17 protein-coding genes, 1 pseudogene and 1 riboswitch are annotated in these 15,484 nt (G+C 71.9%); of the genes and pseudogenes, 7 read left to right on the top strand and 11 right to left on the bottom strand.

From position 1 onward, the window contains the following. Window positions 1-71: 71 nt before the first annotated feature. The 4 genes from Afe05nite_RS32570 to Afe05nite_RS32555 all read left to right on the top strand — a co-directional run bounded on the left by Afe05nite_RS32570 (window position 72) and on the right by Afe05nite_RS32555 (window position 4,740). Window positions 72-1,784, top strand: coding sequence for a CehA/McbA family metallohydrolase domain-containing protein (locus tag Afe05nite_RS32570; RefSeq protein ID WP_203821107.1), 1,713 nt, complete (start codon window positions 72-74; stop codon window positions 1,782-1,784). Continuing rightward, entirely contained in the window at window positions 1,781-2,281 is a 501-nt protein-coding gene (locus tag Afe05nite_RS32565) for a hypothetical protein (protein ID WP_203821106.1), read from the top strand. Before Afe05nite_RS32570 ends, Afe05nite_RS32565 begins: the two co-directional genes overlap by 4 nt. 28 nt (window positions 2,282-2,309) lie before the next feature. After that, the gene (locus Afe05nite_RS32560; protein ID WP_239118352.1) at window positions 2,310-3,236 is read left to right on the top strand and encodes a methylenetetrahydrofolate reductase; all 927 of its coding nucleotides are present in this window, start codon (window positions 2,310-2,312) and stop codon (window positions 3,234-3,236) included. 160 nt (window positions 3,237-3,396) lie between these two features. Beyond that, complete coding sequence (locus tag Afe05nite_RS32555; protein WP_239118351.1) at window positions 3,397-4,740, top strand: HNH endonuclease signature motif containing protein; 1,344 nt, start codon at window positions 3,397-3,399, stop codon at window positions 4,738-4,740. A 28-nt stretch (window positions 4,741-4,768) separates the two neighbouring features. Here Afe05nite_RS32555 and Afe05nite_RS32550 read toward each other — a convergent pair whose 3' ends face one another. Further along, window positions 4,769-5,656: a LysR family transcriptional regulator gene (locus Afe05nite_RS32550; protein WP_239118350.1), complete on the bottom strand. Its 888-nt coding sequence runs from the start codon at window positions 5,654-5,656 to the stop codon at window positions 4,769-4,771. A gap of 70 nt (window positions 5,657-5,726) precedes the next feature. Here Afe05nite_RS32550 and Afe05nite_RS32545 point away from each other — a divergent pair, with 70 nt between their 5' ends. Further along, the gene (locus tag Afe05nite_RS32545) at window positions 5,727-6,683 is read left to right on the top strand and encodes an aldo/keto reductase (protein ID WP_203821105.1); all 957 of its coding nucleotides are present in this window, start codon (window positions 5,727-5,729) and stop codon (window positions 6,681-6,683) included. A gap of 10 nt (window positions 6,684-6,693) precedes the next feature. Here the strand turns inward: Afe05nite_RS32545 and Afe05nite_RS32540 are convergent, their stop codons facing one another. Genes Afe05nite_RS32540 through Afe05nite_RS32530 form a run of 3 tightly spaced genes read right to left on the bottom strand, consistent with a single transcriptional unit; the run spans window position 6,694 to window position 9,511 of the window. Beyond that, window positions 6,694-7,479 (bottom strand): energy-coupling factor transporter transmembrane component T family protein, encoded by a 786-nt coding sequence (locus tag Afe05nite_RS32540; RefSeq protein WP_203821104.1) that lies wholly within the window; start codon window positions 7,477-7,479, stop codon window positions 6,694-6,696. Then, the gene (locus Afe05nite_RS32535; protein ID WP_203821103.1) at window positions 7,476-8,909 is read right to left on the bottom strand and encodes an ABC transporter ATP-binding protein; all 1,434 of its coding nucleotides are present in this window, start codon (window positions 8,907-8,909) and stop codon (window positions 7,476-7,478) included. The genes Afe05nite_RS32540 and Afe05nite_RS32535 overlap by 4 nt, the downstream gene beginning before the upstream one ends. Window positions 8,910-8,929: 20 nt before the next feature. Continuing rightward, window positions 8,930-9,511: an ECF transporter S component gene (locus tag Afe05nite_RS32530; protein ID WP_203821102.1), complete on the bottom strand. Its 582-nt coding sequence runs from the start codon at window positions 9,509-9,511 to the stop codon at window positions 8,930-8,932. A gap of 77 nt (window positions 9,512-9,588) precedes the next feature. Further along, window positions 9,589-9,693, bottom strand: a riboswitch (TPP riboswitch). Window positions 9,694-9,850: 157 nt separating this feature from the next. On the opposite strand from Afe05nite_RS32530, the pseudogene Afe05nite_RS32525 reads away from it, so the two are divergent. Further along, window positions 9,851-10,663 (top strand): annotated as a pseudogene (locus tag Afe05nite_RS32525) (alpha/beta fold hydrolase); the annotation flags it as partial. A gap of 121 nt (window positions 10,664-10,784) precedes the next feature. Here the strand turns inward: Afe05nite_RS32525 and Afe05nite_RS32520 are convergent. The 7 genes from Afe05nite_RS32520 to Afe05nite_RS32490 all read right to left on the bottom strand — a co-directional run bounded on the left by Afe05nite_RS32520 (window position 10,785) and on the right by Afe05nite_RS32490 (window position 15,129). Next, entirely contained in the window at window positions 10,785-11,399 is a 615-nt protein-coding gene (locus Afe05nite_RS32520; RefSeq protein WP_203821100.1) for a hypothetical protein, read from the bottom strand. Between the two features lie 27 nt (window positions 11,400-11,426). Continuing rightward, window positions 11,427-11,831 (bottom strand): Fur family transcriptional regulator, encoded by a 405-nt coding sequence (locus Afe05nite_RS32515; protein ID WP_203821099.1) that lies wholly within the window; start codon window positions 11,829-11,831, stop codon window positions 11,427-11,429. Beyond that, entirely contained in the window at window positions 11,828-12,130 is a 303-nt protein-coding gene (locus Afe05nite_RS32510) for an ArsR/SmtB family transcription factor (RefSeq protein WP_203821098.1), read from the bottom strand. Before Afe05nite_RS32510 ends, Afe05nite_RS32515 begins: the two co-directional genes overlap by 4 nt. Before the next feature lie 54 nt (window positions 12,131-12,184). Then, complete coding sequence (locus Afe05nite_RS32505) at window positions 12,185-13,051, bottom strand: metal ABC transporter permease (protein ID WP_203821097.1); 867 nt, start codon at window positions 13,049-13,051, stop codon at window positions 12,185-12,187. A 1-nt stretch (window position 13,052) separates the two neighbouring features. Beyond that, window positions 13,053-13,835 carry a metal ABC transporter ATP-binding protein gene (locus Afe05nite_RS32500; protein WP_203821096.1) on the bottom strand — a complete coding sequence of 261 codons (783 nt, stop codon included), beginning with the start codon at window positions 13,833-13,835 and terminating at the stop codon, window positions 13,053-13,055. Beyond that, complete coding sequence (locus Afe05nite_RS32495; protein WP_203821095.1) at window positions 13,832-14,728, bottom strand: metal ABC transporter substrate-binding protein; 897 nt, start codon at window positions 14,726-14,728, stop codon at window positions 13,832-13,834. The genes Afe05nite_RS32500 and Afe05nite_RS32495 overlap by 4 nt, the downstream gene beginning before the upstream one ends. Window positions 14,729-14,838: 110 nt before the next feature. Continuing rightward, on the bottom strand, window positions 14,839-15,129 hold the full coding sequence (locus Afe05nite_RS32490; RefSeq protein WP_239118349.1) for a DUF6703 family protein: 291 nt from the start codon (window positions 15,127-15,129) through the stop codon (window positions 14,839-14,841). On the opposite strand from Afe05nite_RS32490, the gene Afe05nite_RS32485 reads away from it, so the two are divergent. Continuing rightward, window positions 15,128-15,469, top strand: a complete 342-nt coding sequence (locus Afe05nite_RS32485) for an antibiotic biosynthesis monooxygenase family protein (RefSeq protein WP_203821094.1) — start codon at window positions 15,128-15,130, stop codon at window positions 15,467-15,469. The genes Afe05nite_RS32490 and Afe05nite_RS32485 overlap by 2 nt on opposite strands. The last annotated feature ends 15 nt before the right edge of the window (window positions 15,470-15,484 follow it).

Below are 15,484 nucleotides of genomic sequence, written 5' to 3'. Positions count from 1 at the left end.
GGCCGTTGAGGTCCTCCCGCGAACGTAGCGCCGGTAGCGCACATGTCGAACTTTCGTCGGGAGCAATACGAATGGGTCACGGCCACGACCACGAGCACGACCACACCCACGAGGCCACCGGCGCAGCCGTGTCGCCGGCCATGGACCTGAGCATCCCGGACAGCGAGCTGTCGCCGTCCGACGTGTCCCGCCGCGGCTTCCTGCGCGGGGCCGGCCTGCTCGGCGCCGGGGCGGCCGCCTCCGTGCTCGCCGCGCCCGGTGCCGCCGAGGCCGCCGGCCTGTCGCACAGCCACGGACCGGTCGGTGGTGGCCGCGACAAGGGCGGATTCCAATGGCTCGCCGGCGACCACCACATCCACACCCAGTACAGCTCCGACGCCCAGTACCGAGTGCTCGACCAGGCCAAACACGGTCACGCGTACGGCCTGGACTGGCTCGTCATCACCGACCACGGCAGCAACGAACACGCCAAGATCGGGGTGGAGAAGGTCAACCCGGACATCCGCAAGACCCGCGAGGAACTCAAGGGGCTACTCACCTTCCAAGGTCTGGAATGGAACATCCCGGCCGCCGAGCACGCCACCGTGTTCGTGCACCCGGGCAAGAACGAGGTGGCGGTGCTCAAGCAGTTCGAGCAGACCTACGACGGCTCACAGCAGCCCGCCACCAACACCGAGGCGCAGAATGAGGCGACCGCGATCGCCGGCATCAAATTCCTCGCCGCCCAGGTCAAGGCGCGCAAGGTCGACGGGGCACTGTTCCTCGCGAACCACCCGGCCCGCCGTGGCATCGACTCGCCGCACGAGATCCGCAACTGGCGCGACGCCGACCCGAGCGTGGCCATCGGCTTCGAGGGGGCGCCCGGCCACCAGGCCGCCGGCATCCCGGCCGCGTACGGCCGTGGCGGCGCCCGTGGCTACTACGACAACAGCCCGTCGGCCGCGTCGTACGCCGGTTACCCGCTGGAGAGCTACCGCACCTGGGGTGGCTTCGACTGGATGACCGCCACCGTCGGCGGCCTCTGGGACAGCCTGCTCGCCGAGGGCAAAGCCTGGTGGATCACGGTCAACTCGGACTCCCACGTCAACTACCTGGACCAGTCCGAGCGGGGCCCCGGCAGTGACTTCGCCACCAACGGCAAATACAACGACCCGGTCTACAGCGGCAAGACGCTGACCACAGCCGGTGACTTCTGGCCCGGCTACTACGGCCGGACGAACGTGGGTGCGGGCTCGTTCTCGTACAAAGCCGTCATGGACGGGCTGCGGGCCGGCCGGGTCTGGGTCGACCACGGCCGCCTGATCAAGGGCCTCGACGCCCGGGTCCGGGTCGCCGGCGACCGCCGCTGGAACACCGGCACCCCGCTCGGCGGCGTCGTCCAGGTCCGGCGCGGCACCAGCACCGAGCTGACCCTCGACATCGACCTGCAGGACGTGCCCAACTTCGCGGCGTTCGTGCCCGTACTCAAGCGGGTCGATGTGATCGTCGGAACCGTGACCGGACCGGTCGCCGACAAGGACACCTTCAAGGCGCCCGACACCAAGGTCGTCAAGTCGTACGAGGTCAACGCCGGAGCCCGGACCGTCTCGGTGACCTACTCGTTCGGCCGCCTCGACAAGCCGTTCTACGTGCGCCTTCGCGGCACCGACGGCAACCGCACCCAGCCCGGCCTGATGGGGCCGGGTGTCGACCCGTACGGTCCGGAACTGGATGTCGTCGGCGACGCCGACCCGTGGGGCGACCTGTGGTTCTACACCAACCCGATCTGGGTTCTGCCGAAGTGACGCTGTACCGCTCGGTGTCCTCCTCGACGACCACCGGGGTCAGCCTCGGCCACCGCACCCTGGCCGAGGCCGACCACTGGATCCTCGGGCTGGCCGACCGTCCGCGGCTGGCCTGCACCCACCTGGTCCCGGTCCCGGTGCGGCACGTGGCGATCAGCCTCACCACGTCCGGCCCGGTGCCGCCGACCGCGCCGGAGCTGCGGGAAGCGGCCACCGCGGCGGCCGACGGCGAATGCGGCCGCGCGGTCGTCTTCCCCGGCGTGGAGAAGCTGATCGGCACCCTGACCGTCGCGCGGATCAAGGAACTGAGCGCGATCGACCGCGTCGAGGTGCTCGGCTCCGGCGCGGCCGCGGACGACGCCCCGGTCGACACCCGCGAGTTCGTCCGCCCGCAGTTCCGGGCGGGCGAACTCGTCCTCACCACCACCCCGGCGGCCGGGGGAGTGCTCGTCCCGTTCGAGACGAGCACTCCCACTCCCTGCTGCGCGGGCCACTGACCTACCCGCCGGCCCCTACCCTGAGTCGGTGACTCTGCATTCCAAGCTGGCGCAGGCGCGCGGCGGGGTGTTGCTCTTCGGCATCACCCCGCCGCGCCGCAGCGCCACCCCCGAGAAGGTCAGGGAGATCGCCGCGGTCACGATCGGCCGCTTGAGCGGCCTCGACCTCGACGGCTTGCTCCTGTACGACATCGACGACGAGTCCGACCGCGTCGAGGGCGAACGGCCGTTCCCCTACCTCCCGACGATGGACCCCGCCGAGTTCGTGTCCCACCTCGGTGACTGGCGGCGCCCGGTGGTGGTCTACCGCTGCGTCGGGAAATACGCCGAGGACGACCTGCGGTCCTGGATGTCCACCGCCGACCCCGACCGCGTGCTGAGCGTCTTCGTCGGAGCCTCCTCGGGGGACAAGCCGGTGCGGACCGACCTGCGCCGGGCGCAGGCATTACGAGCCGAGGTACGCCCGGAGCTCTCGATGGGCGCGGTCGTCATCCCCGAACGTCACGCCCGGGGCGGCGAGGAACACCTGCGCATGCTCACCAAACAGGACCGTGGCTGCGACTTCTTCATCTCCCAGGTGATCTACGACGCCGGCGAGACGAAGAACCTGGTCTCCGACTACTTCTACACCTGCCGCGCCGGTGGCGTACAACCCCGGCCGGTGATCTTCACGCTCTCGCTCTGCGGTTCCGCCAAGACGCTGGCCTTCCTCAAATGGCTGGGCGTCGACGTGCCACGCTGGCTCGACAACTGCCTGACCCACGCCGACGACCCGCTCGCCGAGTCCTACCGCGAGGTGCTCGCCCTCGCCAAGGACTTGCGCGCCTACTGCGAACACCTCGGCATGCCGTACGGCTTCCACGTCGAGTCGGTGTCGATCCGCAAGGCCGAGATCGAAGCCGCCGTCACCCTCGCCGAGGAACTCGGACGCCTGCTCGGACCGGCCCGGCCGTAGTGATGCCGGCTCGGCAGTGGTTGTGCCGGCCCGGCCGTGGTTGTGCCGGCCCGGCCGTGGTTGTGCCGGCCCGGCCGTGGTTGTGCCGGCCCGGCAGTGGTTATCCACAGGCGGGAAAGTTGGCTCTTCCCGGGGCCTCGGGGTGTGCAAGCCTGTCCGGGTGTTGGAGGGGTTGGCTCAGGTCCGTGGCGCGCTCGCCGAGTGCGCCGACGTCCCGGTGTGGTCATCCTCCGACGCCCAGGTCGGTGACGCGCTGCTGCAGGCCTGGGCATGCGCCCAGCAGTCGCTGGGGGTCGTGGCGAACCTGATCAGCGAGGCGGAAGCCCGCGGCCTGCCGAAGAAGGAAGCCGCCTCGAACACCCCCGTGTGGCTGCGCCAGCGGATCCGCACGAGCATGTGGGAAGGCCGCCGGCTCGCGAAACTCGCTGCCGTGCTGCGCGACTACCCGGCGCTCGACGTCGCCGTCAGCGTCGGCGAGGTCTCCACCGAGCAGGCGACAGTGATCGGCGACGCGGTGACCGAACTGCCCTCCGACACGAGCGCCGACGCCAAGGAGAAGTCCGAGTCCCTGCTGATCTCCTACGCCGCCCGGTTCGACCCCCTGCCGCTCGCCAGGATCGGCGCCCGGATCCTGGCCCACGTGGACCCGGAGGCAGCCGACCGGCACGACGCCGAAGCCTTGAAACGGCAGGAGGAACGGGCCCGCCGGATGCGCGGATTCAGCCTCAGCCCGCGCGGCGACGGCCTCGTCCGCTTGTCGGGATGGCTGGGTGAGGCCGCAGCGGCGGCCGTCAACGCCGCCCTGGACCCGCTGTGCCGTCCCGGCCGCGACGCCGAGATCGAAGGCGAGCCGAAACGCACTCCGATGCAGCGGCGTGCCGACGCCCTGGTCGACATCTGCAACCGCGTCCTGCGTGACGGTGAACTGCCGGTCTCCGGCGGCGACGCGGCACAGGTGGTGGTGACCATTCCCATCGACGACCTCCGGACCGAACCGGCGCAGGGGCCGGCGCAGGGGCCGGCGCAGGGGCCAGCGCGCGAGCCGGGGCCCGGGCGAGCGGGCGGACGACAGCCGAGCCGCGGCGGGTTGCTGGACACCGACGCGCCGATCAGCGCCGCCGAGGCGCGAATGCTCGCCTGCGACGCCCAGATCATTCCGTCGGTGCTCGGCACCGACGGGCAGGTCCTCGACATAGGGCGGGCCAAACGCCCGTTCACCGGTGCGATCCGCCGGGCGATGATCCTCCGCGACCGAGGATGCGCCTTCCCGTCCTGTGACCGGCCCGCGAGGTGGACGGACGGACACCACATCAAGCCGTGGGCCGACGGCGGACCCACGGCGCTGTCCAACGCCTGCCTGCTCTGCCGGTACCACCACGGGGTCATACACCACACCGACTGGCAGGTGCGGATCGCCGAGGACGGCAACCCGGAATTCCTGCCGCCCGCGAGTATCGATCCGTCACGAAGACCCCTTCGCAACATCTTCCACCGCCGCCGATGAGCGGACCCGGTGGTGGACTTCAGCCGGTTCAGCCGGCGCCGAGCTCGGTGAGCTGACTGCGGCATGCCCGCGCGGCCGCGGACATCCGATGGTCGCGGTGGTGGATGACGCCGATCTCCGGGTGCGCCGGCGCCGGCTGCAACTGACGGATCACGACGCCCGCGCCCGGGGCTTCGGCGGCCGTGCCGGCCAGCAGCGCCACCCCGAGTCCGGCCGCGACCAGATCGCGGATGCTCGCCGGCGAATGCGTCTCGAACGGCACCCGTGGCGGGAACGGGGCCGCCTCGTCGAGGATCGAGCGCAGGCCACTGCCGGCCGGCAGACAGACGAACGGCTCGTCGCGTAGGTCGTCGAGCGGCACCGGGCCCTTCCCGCGGGCGAGCCGGTGCGCCGGCGGAACGATCAGCACGACCCGCTCCTGCGCTATGCGGTGCGCGGAGAAGCGGGACGGCAGGTCGGTGTGGACGGGGCCGACCACCAGATCGACGACGCCTTCGTCCAGGTCGGTGAGCAGTTCCGCGATCAGCCCCGAGCGCAGGTTCAGCGTCACACCGGGGAAGCGGGTGTGAAAGCGGGCCAGCGCGCCGGGCAGGTCGTAGCCGCCGACGACCGCGGTCGCGCCGACCGCGACCCGGCCGGTCAGCACGGCGGCGAGGTCGGCCAGGTCGTCGCGGGCGCTGTCGAGTTCGTCGAGCACCCGCCGGCATCGGGCCAGGAACAGCTCACCGGCCTCGGTGAGGGCGACCCGCCGGGTGGTCCGGGTGAGCAGCTCGACCTTCAAGGTGGACTCGAGCGCACGGACCTGCGCCGACACCGCCGACTGGGCGACGTGCAGTTGTTCGGCCGCCCGGGTGAAGCTGCCGAGCCGGGCCACCGCCTCGAAGTACCGCAGCTGCCGCAGCTCCACGCCACTCATCTTGAAAGCAGATGAATGGCAGCGCAACTCCGTCTTGGACTTATCAGCGCCGCCGATCGACGCTGAACGCATGGAACAGCGAAAGCTCGGCGACCTCACCACCTCCGCGATCGGGCTCGGCTGCATGGGGTTCTCCCAGGCGTACGGGCCGGCCGACGACGACACGTCGATCGGCGTCATCCGGGACGCGCTCGACCACGGCATCACCATGATCGACACCGCGATGAGCTACCGCCAGGGACACAACGAGCGGCTGGTCGGCCGGGCGATCGCCGGGCGGCGCGACGACGTCGTGCTGGCCACCAAGTTCGGCATCGTGCGCGATGACGACGGGGTGCGGATCGACGGGCGGCCGGAGAACGTGCGCGGCTACTGCGACGCGTCCCTGCGGCGGCTCGGCGTCGACGTCATCGACCTCTACTACCTGCATCGGGTCGACCCGATGGTGCCGATCGGGGAGACCGTCGCCGCCATGGCCGAGTTGGTCACCGCCGGGAAGGTGCGCCACCTCGGGGTCTGCGAGGTCAACCCGGCGCAGTTGGCGCAGGCGGCCGCGGCGCATCCGATCGCGGCCGTCGAGTTCGAGTGGTCGCTGGCCTGGCGGGAACCGGAGGACGACGTGGTGCCGGCCGCGCGCGAGCTGGGCATCGGCCTGGTCCCGTACAGTCCGCTCGGTCGTGGTCTGCTCACCGGAGCCCTGCCGCGGGGACCGTTCCCGGCGGGCGATTTCCGCCGGGACGACCCCCGCTTCAATGATGCGCACCTGACCGCCAACCTCGATCTCGTCGAAATTCTGAAGAGCAAGGCGACGGTGTACGGGGTGACACCCGGTCAGCTGGCACTCGCGTGGCTGCTGGCCCGGGGCGACGACGTCGTCCCGATTCCCGGCACCCGCAACCGGTCGCGCCTGGCCGAGAACGTCGCGGCGGCCGGGCTGCGGATCGCGCCGGACGACCTGGTTCCACGCGAGGCGTGGCGGGGCGACCGTACGTCGTTCGCGGCACACGGCACCGCCCGTACTAGATGATGGACCCGCACTAGATGATGGATCGGAAAAGGCCGAGGGTGATCGTGGTGCCGAGGATCAGCGCGGCCAGCCCGATCGCGCCGGCCATGAGCGCGACGTCCGCCCGGGTGAAGACCTGCCGCCGGGCGTAGGTGCGGGGCACCCCCGAGTCGAACCCGCGCGCGTCCATCGCCACCGCCAGCCGGGTGCCCCGCCGCAGGGCCCCCACCAGCAGGGCGAACGCGGTGGCCGGGAAGCCGCGCACGCCGGTGTCGACGCCGCGCGCCCGGCGGGCCAGGGTGAGCATCTGCCATTCGGCGCCGAGTAGTGGCAGCAGCCGGAACGCGGCCAGCGCCCCGATCGCGAACCGGGCCGGCGCCTTGGCGTTCTGCACGAGCGCGTCGGCCAGGTCGGTCGGGTCGGTGGTGGCGAAGACGATGACGCCGGGCAGGGCGATCGCGAACAGGCGGAGGATGAGGCCGAGCGCCGAGTTGAGCACACCGGTGGTGACGTCGAACGGGCCCAGTCCGACCAGGACGGTGCCGCTCCGGTCGGCCGCGAACAGCACCATCGTCATCAGGACACCGGTCGCGGCCAGCAGCAGCGGCCACACCTGTTTGGCCAGTACCGCGTGGCGCAGCCCGAACAGGGGCAGCAGGGTCAGCTCGACGACGAGCGCGATCGCCGGGGTGAGCGGGTCGAGGGTGGCGAGCAGCGGGAGCGAGAAGAGCAGCGCGGCGGCGAGCTTGGCGACCGGGTTGCGCCGGGCGAGCAGCGCGGACGGGTTGGTGACCGGCGGCGACGCGAACGTGGTCATGAGCGGCGCCGGCGGGGGAGCGGCTCGCCCGGCCGCGACGAGCCGAGCGGGAACGTACGGTCGGCGAGGGTCTGCACGAAGTCGTCGTCGTGGGTGACCGCGACCACCGCGTGTCCCTCGTCGCGCAGTGTGGCGAGCAGCGTGACCAGTTCGATCCACGTGCGCCGGTCCTGGCCGAAGGTCGGCTCGTCGAGGACGAGCAGGCGCGGCGCGGTGGCCAGGGCGGTGGCGACGCTCAGCCGGCGGGCCTCGCCGCCGGAGAGGGTGTACGGGTTGGCGGCCGCGAGTTTGGTGAGCCGCAACCGGTCCAGCAGCGAGTCCACGATTTCCTTGATCTGCGCCGGGGTGCGGCCGGTGCGCCGTGGCCCGACCGCGAGTTCGTCCGCCACCCGCGAGGTCACGAACTGGTGTTCCGGGTTCTGGAAGACCGATCCGATCCGCGTGGTCAGCGTCGCCGCCCGCCACTTGTGCGGCGGTTTCGGGTCACCGAACGCCGACACCTGCCCGCCGCTGGGCGCGAGCAGGCCGCCCAGTACGAGCGCCAGCGTCGACTTCCCGGCACCGTTGGGCCCGGTCACGGCCAGGACCTCGCCCTCGCCGACGCCGATCGACACCCCGGACAGGCGGTTCGCCACGCTCACCTCGGTTGCGCGCAGGACCTCGTTGCCCGCCGCGGCCGGGGATTTCAGCGCCGGTACGCGGAATCCCGGCACCCACACCCCTTCGTCGGCGAGCCGGTCGCCGTAGGCGGCGAACACCATCTCGGGTGCGCCGTCGGCCCGGATCCCGCCGCCCGCCTCGAGCACCACGACCCGGTCGACCAGTGGCAGCGCCTCCGCGACCCGGTGTTCGACCAGGATCAGGGTGGTGTCGTCGGCGCGGGCGCGGGTGATCGCGTCCCGTACCAGTTCCGCGCCGACCGGGTCGAGGTTGGCGGTCGGTTCGTCGAGCAGCAGCAGGCCGGGCCGGAGGGCGAGCACCCCGGCGAGGGCGAGCCGCTGCGCCTCGCCGCCGGACAGCGCGGCGGTGGACCGGGTGATCGGGTAGGGGAAGCCGACCCGGTCGAGGGCGTCGCTGACCCGGGGCCAGATCGTGCCGGCCGGCACCCCGCGGTTCTCCAGGCCGAACGCGACGTCGTCGCCGCTGCGGGCCATCACCAGCTGGGTCTGCGGGTCCTGGAAGACGATGCCGACGTGGTCGCGGGCGTCGGCGGGGGAGCGGCCGTCGATCTCGACGGTGCCGGCCTGCTCACCCGAGTCGTCGGGGAGCAGCCCGGCCAGCGCCGCGAGCAGGGTGCTCTTGCCGGCCCCGGAGGGACCGAGCAGCAGCACCCGCTCGCCGTGTTCGATGCGCAGGTCGACGTCGCGGACCGCCCACGCGCGGCGGCCCGCATGCCGCCACCCGAAACCACGAAGGACGACCGTGCTCATGATTCAGAGGGAATCAAGGATCAGACCAGCGCGCGCGAGCGCCCCGCCGCGAACCGGTCGAGAACTCCGGTCTGGGCGAGCGCCCGGACCAGAAGCACGCTGCCGAGACCGGCGATCACCAGGGCCGACACCGCGGTGATCGCGATGTAGGGGAGGCGCATGCTGGTCCAGGACGTCTCCGGGTACCAGACGACCGCGTCGTAGACGGCTGCCACGATGCCGGCGGCGGTGCCGGCGAGCAGGGCGGTGGGCAGGTTGTAGCGCTTGTAGGCGAACGCCGCGAACACCACCTCGGCGCCGAGCGCCTCCAGCGGTCCCTGCACGACCAGGGTCCAGCCCCAGCTCGTGCCGATCGCGACGGACACCAGCGAGGCGAGGGTGAGGGTGTAGAACGCGGCGCCGGGCTTGCGCACGATCAGCGCGCCGAGCACGGCCGGGACCAGCCACATCCCGTAGAGCACGGCGCGGCCCGGCAGCGGGATGGCGTCGGCCGGCCCGTTCCAGAGCAGACCCCACGCCCAGAAGATGACGCCGAACGCGACCGCGATGATGGACGCGATCACGATGTCGATCGTGCGCCACCGGTTCGGATTGGTTGCCATTGGTGTGCCTCCCAGTTTGACCTTGTCGAACAGGCCCAGCGGGAGGAGACGCACGCCGTGAGAAAATCACGGCGCGGCTGGAGAAAAGACCGAGCTTCCTGCGCTGGCATTACCCAGATCAGGTACGAGGGTCTGCGAGTTGCCCCGCACTCTCAGCGCTGTGCGCTCCCCTGTCGGATCGAAACTTGTTCGTGACCGCGTTGACCGACGCGACCGCGCCGAGGACTGAATCCCGGCCCGAAGATCGATTGCCCCGCGCCGTCGCGAACAAGCTTCGTTGCTTATGTTTCGATGACGCTAACACCGATGTGAGTGCCGGGACAGCGAGGGAGTGATCACATGGAGATCAAGGCGCGCGGGTTGACCTTCGACGTGTACGAGGGTGGTCCGGCCGACGGTCAGCCGGTCCTCCTGCTGCACGGCTTCCCGCAGGACCACCGCGAGTTCGATCTCATCCTGCCCCGCCTGCACGCGGCGGGCCTCCGCACGTACGCCCTCGACCAGCGTGGATACAGCCCCGGCGCACGTCCGCAGCACCCCGGCGCCTACCGGATCACCGAGCCGGCGGCCGACGCGATCGCCGTCCTCGACGCGCTCGGCATCGAGAAGGCGCACGTCATCGGTCACGACTGGGGCGCGCAGGTGGGTTGGCTGCTGGCCGCCCGGCACGCCGACCGGGTGAGCACGCTCACCGCGGTCTCCGTCCCGCATCCGCGGGCGTTGCGCCTGGCCATGCGGGTTCGCCCGACGCAGCGGGCGCGGTTCGCCTATTTCGCCCTGTTCCGCAGTGCGGTCGCCGAGCGGGTCCTGCTGGGTGGGGGCGCGGCCGTGCTCAAGGCGATGCTGAGCCCGATCGGTGACCGCGCCGCGCTCTACGTGGACGCGATGCGCGAGCCGGGACGCCTGACCGGCGGCCTCAACTGGTACCGCGGGCTCGACGGCAGCGACCTCGGCGGCGTCGGCGTGATCACGGTGCCGACGACGTACGTCTGGAGTGACCGCGACGGTGTCGTCGCCCGCACCGCCGCCCTGCGCACCCGGGACTGGGTGGAGGCCGATTACCAGCTCGTGGTGCTGCGTGGGGTGAGTCACTGGGTGCCCGAGCAGGCCCCCACGGCCCTCGCCGACGCCGCCCTGGCCCGAATCGCCGGCGGCGGCACGCGCAGCGGCGAGGGCAGCGGCAGCGGCGAGGGCAGCGGCAGCGGCGAGGGCACCGACAGCGACGAGGGCAGCGACAGCGACGAGGGCAGCGGCAGCGCGGGCAGCGGCGGGATCAGCGGCGGCGGGCGGACGCCGTGAGGCCCAGCTTGCGCAGTTCCAGGGCGGCGAGCGCGTCGACCGCCTCGGCGTCGCCGTTGCGCCAGCTCTGCGCGATGTCGGGACCCAGCTTCGCGAGCTCGTTCAGCGGCTGACTGGCGAGCGCGCGAAGGGCCAGCAGGTCACGGCCGGCGGGCTGACCCCGTACGGCGGAAGCCACCCCGGCCCGGCGCATCCACCGCAACCGCAGCGGAAGCCAGAGGAAGAGGACGAGCGCGAGCGGCACCGACAGGGCGAGGATCGTCATGATCAGCGCCAGCTGATCGACGATCTCCTGTTGCTGCGCGCCCGCCTCGGCCAGCGAGCGGGCCGCGTCGGCGGCCCCGTTGAACGGCTTGACCAGCTGGTCGCCGACCAGCGGGAGCCGGCCGACCTTGCCGCCCGCGTCCGCGAGATTCTCGGCGATGCCGCCGCCCGCGCTCTGCAGTTTCTGGCCGGGCACGGCGAGTTTCTCGACCATCTGGTGCACCCAGAGGCCGGCCCGGATCCACAGGTAGATCCAGAGGACGACGATGATGTCGGTGAGCAGCTGGCGGATGGCGGTGGGGATCCGCTCGGCATAGAGCCTCATGGCGCACAGCGTCCCACGTGGATCTCGCTAATGCTTGGCCGCGCACTCCGGGCAGGTGCCGAAGATCTCCACGGTGTGCGAGACGTCCTTGAAACCGTGCTTGGCGGCGACCTTCTCGGCCCAGGACTCCACGGCCGGGCCCTCCACCTCGACGGCCCGTCCGCACGAGCGGCAGACCAGGTGATGGTGGTGGCCCTGGCTGCACCGGCGGTAGAGGTAGTCGCCGTCCGGCGGCCGCATCACGTCGATCTCGCCGGCGTCGGCCAGGCCCTGCAAGGTGCGGTAGACCGTGGTCAGGCCGACGCTCTCGCCCCGTTCGCGCAGGATGGCGTGCAGATCCTGGGCGCTGTTGAAGCCCTCGGTCTCGTTGAGCACGGCGCTCACCGCGCTGCGCTGTTTGGTGGTTCGCTGCGCCGGCGACTCGGCGTTCACGATCGGACCTCCCTCGCGTGACTGACGGCGTCGGCGACGATGTGCGCGACGTGATCGTCCACCAGCGAGTATGCGATCTCCCGGCCACGGCGGGCACCCCGCACCACGCCGGCTCCGCGCAGCACGCGCAGGTGCTGCGACACCAGCGGCTGGGGCGCGCCCAGCTTCTCCACCAACTCGTGCACGCAGCGTTCCCCCACCCCGAGCTCGGCGACGATCGCGACCCGGATCGGCGCGGACAGGGCGCGCAGGAGTTCCCCGGCCGATTCGTACGCCTCGTAACCGGTTGTCGTGGTCATCGCGGTGCCCGCGCCGGCCGGGTCCCGCCCGCCCGGCCAACTCCGGCGGACGACTCAACTCTGGAGGACGACATCTGGCGGCTCCACCTCTCGGGGCTGATGGGCGCGGCGGCGCAGGACTCGGGCGGCACCGCTGCCCAGGGCGATGGCCACGAAGGCGACCAGGGCGAGGATCACCGTGGTGGCGCCGGGGGCGGTGTTGATCTCGGCGGAGACGGCGACCCCGGCGCCGGCGGCGGCCAGCCCGATCACCATCGCCAGCACCATCGTCTTGACGAAACCGCGGGTGACCTGCTGGGCGGCGGCGACCGGGACCACCATCAGCGCGGAGACGAGCAGCAGACCTACGGTCCGCATGGCGATGGTCACGGTCACCGCGGTCGTCACCGCCATCAGGAGATTGAGGGTACGCACCGGAAGGCCACTGACCTTGGCGTACTCCTCGTCGTTGCAGACCGCGAACAGCGCCGGCCGGAAGATCGTCATGGCGAGCAGCACCGCGACGCCGAGCACCACGATCACCACCACGTCCTGCGGTGACGTGGTGATCAGCGAGCCGAACAGGTATTGCATCAGGTTGGCGTTGCTGCTGTCGTCGGAGAGCCCGACGAGCACCACGCCGCCCGCGATGCCGCCGTAGAACAGCAACGCCAGGGCCAGGTCGCCGGAGGTGCGGCCGCGCTGGCGGATCAGCTCGATGCCGACCGCGCCGGCCGCCGACACGAGCACCGCGCTGATCACCGGGGAGTGGTGCAGCAGCAGTCCCACCCCGACCCCGGTCAGCGCCACGTGGCCGATGCCGTCGCCGATCAGCGACAGCCGCCGCTGCACCAGGTAGATGCCGAGGGCCGGGGCGGCCAGGCCGATCACCAGCGCGCCGGTCAGCGCCCGGAGCATGAAGTCGTACTGGAAAAGGTCCACGTCAGGGGGCCGCCGTCCGGTCGGCCGGCGCCCACTCGCAGATGCCGGCCTTCGCCAGGTCGGCGTGCGGGTGCACGTGGTCGTGGCCGGGGTCGGCGTGGTGGCCGGCCGGTTCCGGTGGCGCGCCCTCGTGGGCGATCGCCCCCTCGTGCACCACCACGGTGCGGCCGATCAGCGGGCGCAGCGGGCCCAGCTCGTGCAGCACCAGCACGATCGTGCCGCCGTCGGTCGCGAACCGGCCCAGCGCCGCCGCGAACGCCTCCTGGCTGGCCGCGTCGACCCCGGCCGTCGGCTCGTCGAGCACCAGCAGGTCGGGCCGGCCGGTCAGGGCGCGCGCGATCAGGGTGCGCTGCTGCTGTCCGCCGGAGAGGGTCGACACCGGGTCGCCGATGCGGTCGAGCAGGCCGACGTCCTGCAGGGCGGACCGCACCGCGGCCTTGTCGGCGGCACCGGCCGGGCGGAACATGCCCCGCCGGGCGAGCCGGCCGGAGGCCACCACCTCACCGACCGTGGCCGGCACCCCGCTGCCCGCGCCGAGCCGCTGCGGGACGTAACCGACCCGCGCCCACTCCCGGAACCTGCGCTGCGGGACGCCGAACAGGTCGATGCCGCCGCGCATCGGCGGGACCAGCCCGAGGATCGCCCGGATCAGGGTGGATTTGCCGGAGCCGTTGGCGCCCAGGACGGCGACGACCTCACCGGCGCGGACGGACATGGAGACGTCGTGCAGGATCTCCCGGCCGTCGTAGCCGACGGCGAGCCGGCGTACGTCGACGACTGTCATGCGGTGCACCCCAATGCCGTGGTCAGGGCGGCCAAGTTGGCCCGCATGACGCTGAAGTAGTCGGCCGCCGGGTCGGTCAGCCCCTCGAGCGGGTCGAGGACCGCGGTGCGGGCGCCGACCTCGCGGGCGATGGTCTCGGCGACCTTCGGGCTGACCAGGGTCTCGAAGAAGATCGTGGTGGTGCCGGTGGCGCGGGCCGTGCGGGCCACCTCGGCCAGGCGGCGCGGGGCGGGCTCGGCCTCGGGCGAGATGCCGGTGATGCCGACCTGGGTCAGGCCGTACCTGGTGGCCAGGTAGTTGAACGCGCTGTGACTGGTGACGAGCTCGTGGCGGCGGCAGGTGGCCAGGCTCCGCGCGTACGTCCGGTCGAGGTCTCGTAGTTGGTCCTGAAGTTGCCTGGCCCGGCTCCGGTAGCTCGCGGCGTTCGCCGGGTCGGCCGCCGCCAGCCGGTCGCCGAGCTGGCCGGCGATCGTGGCGAAGCGGACCGGGTCGAGCCAGACGTGCGGGTCCTTGTCGCCGTCCTCTTCCGAATCCTGCGTGTAGGGCAGCAGGTCGACCGCCGAGGCCACGTCGAACGAGTGGCCTTTCGCCTCCTGCTCGACGGCGGTGTCGACGGCCGGTTGGAAGCCGCTCAGGTAGACCGCGAGGCCGGCGTCGGCGACGTCGGCGACCTGGCGCGGGTTGAGCTCCACGTCATGCGGTTCGGCGCCCGGCTTGGTGAGGTTGAGAACGCGCACCGTGCCGCCGCCGATGCGTTCGCTGAGGAACTGCAGCGGGTAGAAGGCGGTCACCACGTTCAGCCGGCCGGCGGTGAAGCCACCGGCCGAGGCGCGAGCGCCGCAGCCGGCCGCCACGGCGAGCACCAGAACGGCGGCGAGCAGGGCACGGGGCATAGCACCCACTCTCGCCGACAATGATAATGATTGTCAAAAGCGCATGTGTTCTCCGCCCGGTTCCGCCTGGCTGGGACGTCACCTGGCTGGGGCCTCACCTGGCTGGGACGTCACATCGCCTTCGCGACCACCGCGGCGAGGAGCAGGAGAAGCATCAGGACCCGGACCGTACGCGTCGCCGGCTTCTGCACCGCCCACGTCGTGAAGGTCAGCGCCGCCAGGCCCGCGGCCAGCAGGAACAGCAGCGCGGCACCGATGATCCCGGGCAGGAACAGGCCGCCCAGCATCAGTGCCAGCGCCAGGATGAAGGCCACCGTCGGGTTCACCCGCGCCAGCCGGCGCAGAACGTAGTCGGACGTCGCCACCGTGATGCCTCCCAGGCCTGCGTACGCTCGTCTCATGCTCGTGCTCAACCGCTTCGTCGTCCCCGGGGAAACGCAGGACGGCTTCGTGCTCCGGGCGCATGCCGCCCTCACCGCGCTGGCCGAGCGCCCCGGCTATCTCTCCGGCCGGCTCACCCGCGCGATCGACGACCCCGACCACTGGACGCTCGTCACCGAGTGGGAGTCCGTCGGAGCCTACCGGCGCGCCCTGGGCGGCTTCGACGTCAAGGTCCACGCCACCCCGCTGCTGTCCGAGTCGGTCGACGTGCCGTCCGCCTTCGAGACCCTCGCCTCCGCCGAGCCCGGCGGCCAGGTGACCGTGACCGCCAGCGACCGGGCCGCCGAACCCTGGCGCTGACCGCACCCGGCGCTG

Origin of the sequence: Paractinoplanes ferrugineus, from assembly GCF_016862195.1 — a bacterium.
Taxonomy (GTDB): Bacteria; Actinomycetota; Actinomycetes; order Mycobacteriales; family Micromonosporaceae; genus Actinoplanes; species Actinoplanes ferrugineus.
This window is presented reverse-complemented; position numbering and strand designations above follow the sequence as displayed.

Bases quoted from the DNA above. Each gene is read 5' to 3' on its own strand.
- Afe05nite_RS32545 (WP_203821105.1), top strand. From the start codon at position 5,727: ATGGAACAGCGAAAGCTCGGCGACCTCACCACCTCCGCGATCGGGCTC.
- Afe05nite_RS32570 (WP_203821107.1), top strand. From the start codon at position 72: ATGGGTCACGGCCACGACCACGAGCACGACCACACCCACGAGGCCACC.
- Afe05nite_RS32535 (WP_203821103.1), bottom strand. From the start codon at position 8,909: ATGAGCACGGTCGTCCTTCGTGGTTTCGGGTGGCGGCATGCGGGCCGC.
- Afe05nite_RS32490 (WP_239118349.1), bottom strand. From the start codon at position 15,129: ATGAGACGAGCGTACGCAGGCCTGGGAGGCATCACGGTGGCGACGTCC.
- Afe05nite_RS32550 (WP_239118350.1), bottom strand. From the start codon at position 5,656: ATGAGTGGCGTGGAGCTGCGGCAGCTGCGGTACTTCGAGGCGGTGGCC.
- Afe05nite_RS32520 (WP_203821100.1), bottom strand. From the start codon at position 11,399: ATGAGGCTCTATGCCGAGCGGATCCCCACCGCCATCCGCCAGCTGCTC.
- Afe05nite_RS32510 (WP_203821098.1), bottom strand. From the start codon at position 12,130: ATGACCACGACAACCGGTTACGAGGCGTACGAATCGGCCGGGGAACTC.
- Afe05nite_RS32495 (WP_203821095.1), bottom strand. From the start codon at position 14,728: ATGCCCCGTGCCCTGCTCGCCGCCGTTCTGGTGCTCGCCGTGGCGGCC.
- Afe05nite_RS32485 (WP_203821094.1), top strand. From the start codon at position 15,128: ATGCTCGTGCTCAACCGCTTCGTCGTCCCCGGGGAAACGCAGGACGGC.
- Afe05nite_RS32530 (WP_203821102.1), bottom strand. From the start codon at position 9,511: ATGGCAACCAATCCGAACCGGTGGCGCACGATCGACATCGTGATCGCG.
- Afe05nite_RS32540 (WP_203821104.1), bottom strand. From the start codon at position 7,479: ATGACCACGTTCGCGTCGCCGCCGGTCACCAACCCGTCCGCGCTGCTC.
- Afe05nite_RS32500 (WP_203821096.1), bottom strand. From the start codon at position 13,835: ATGACAGTCGTCGACGTACGCCGGCTCGCCGTCGGCTACGACGGCCGG.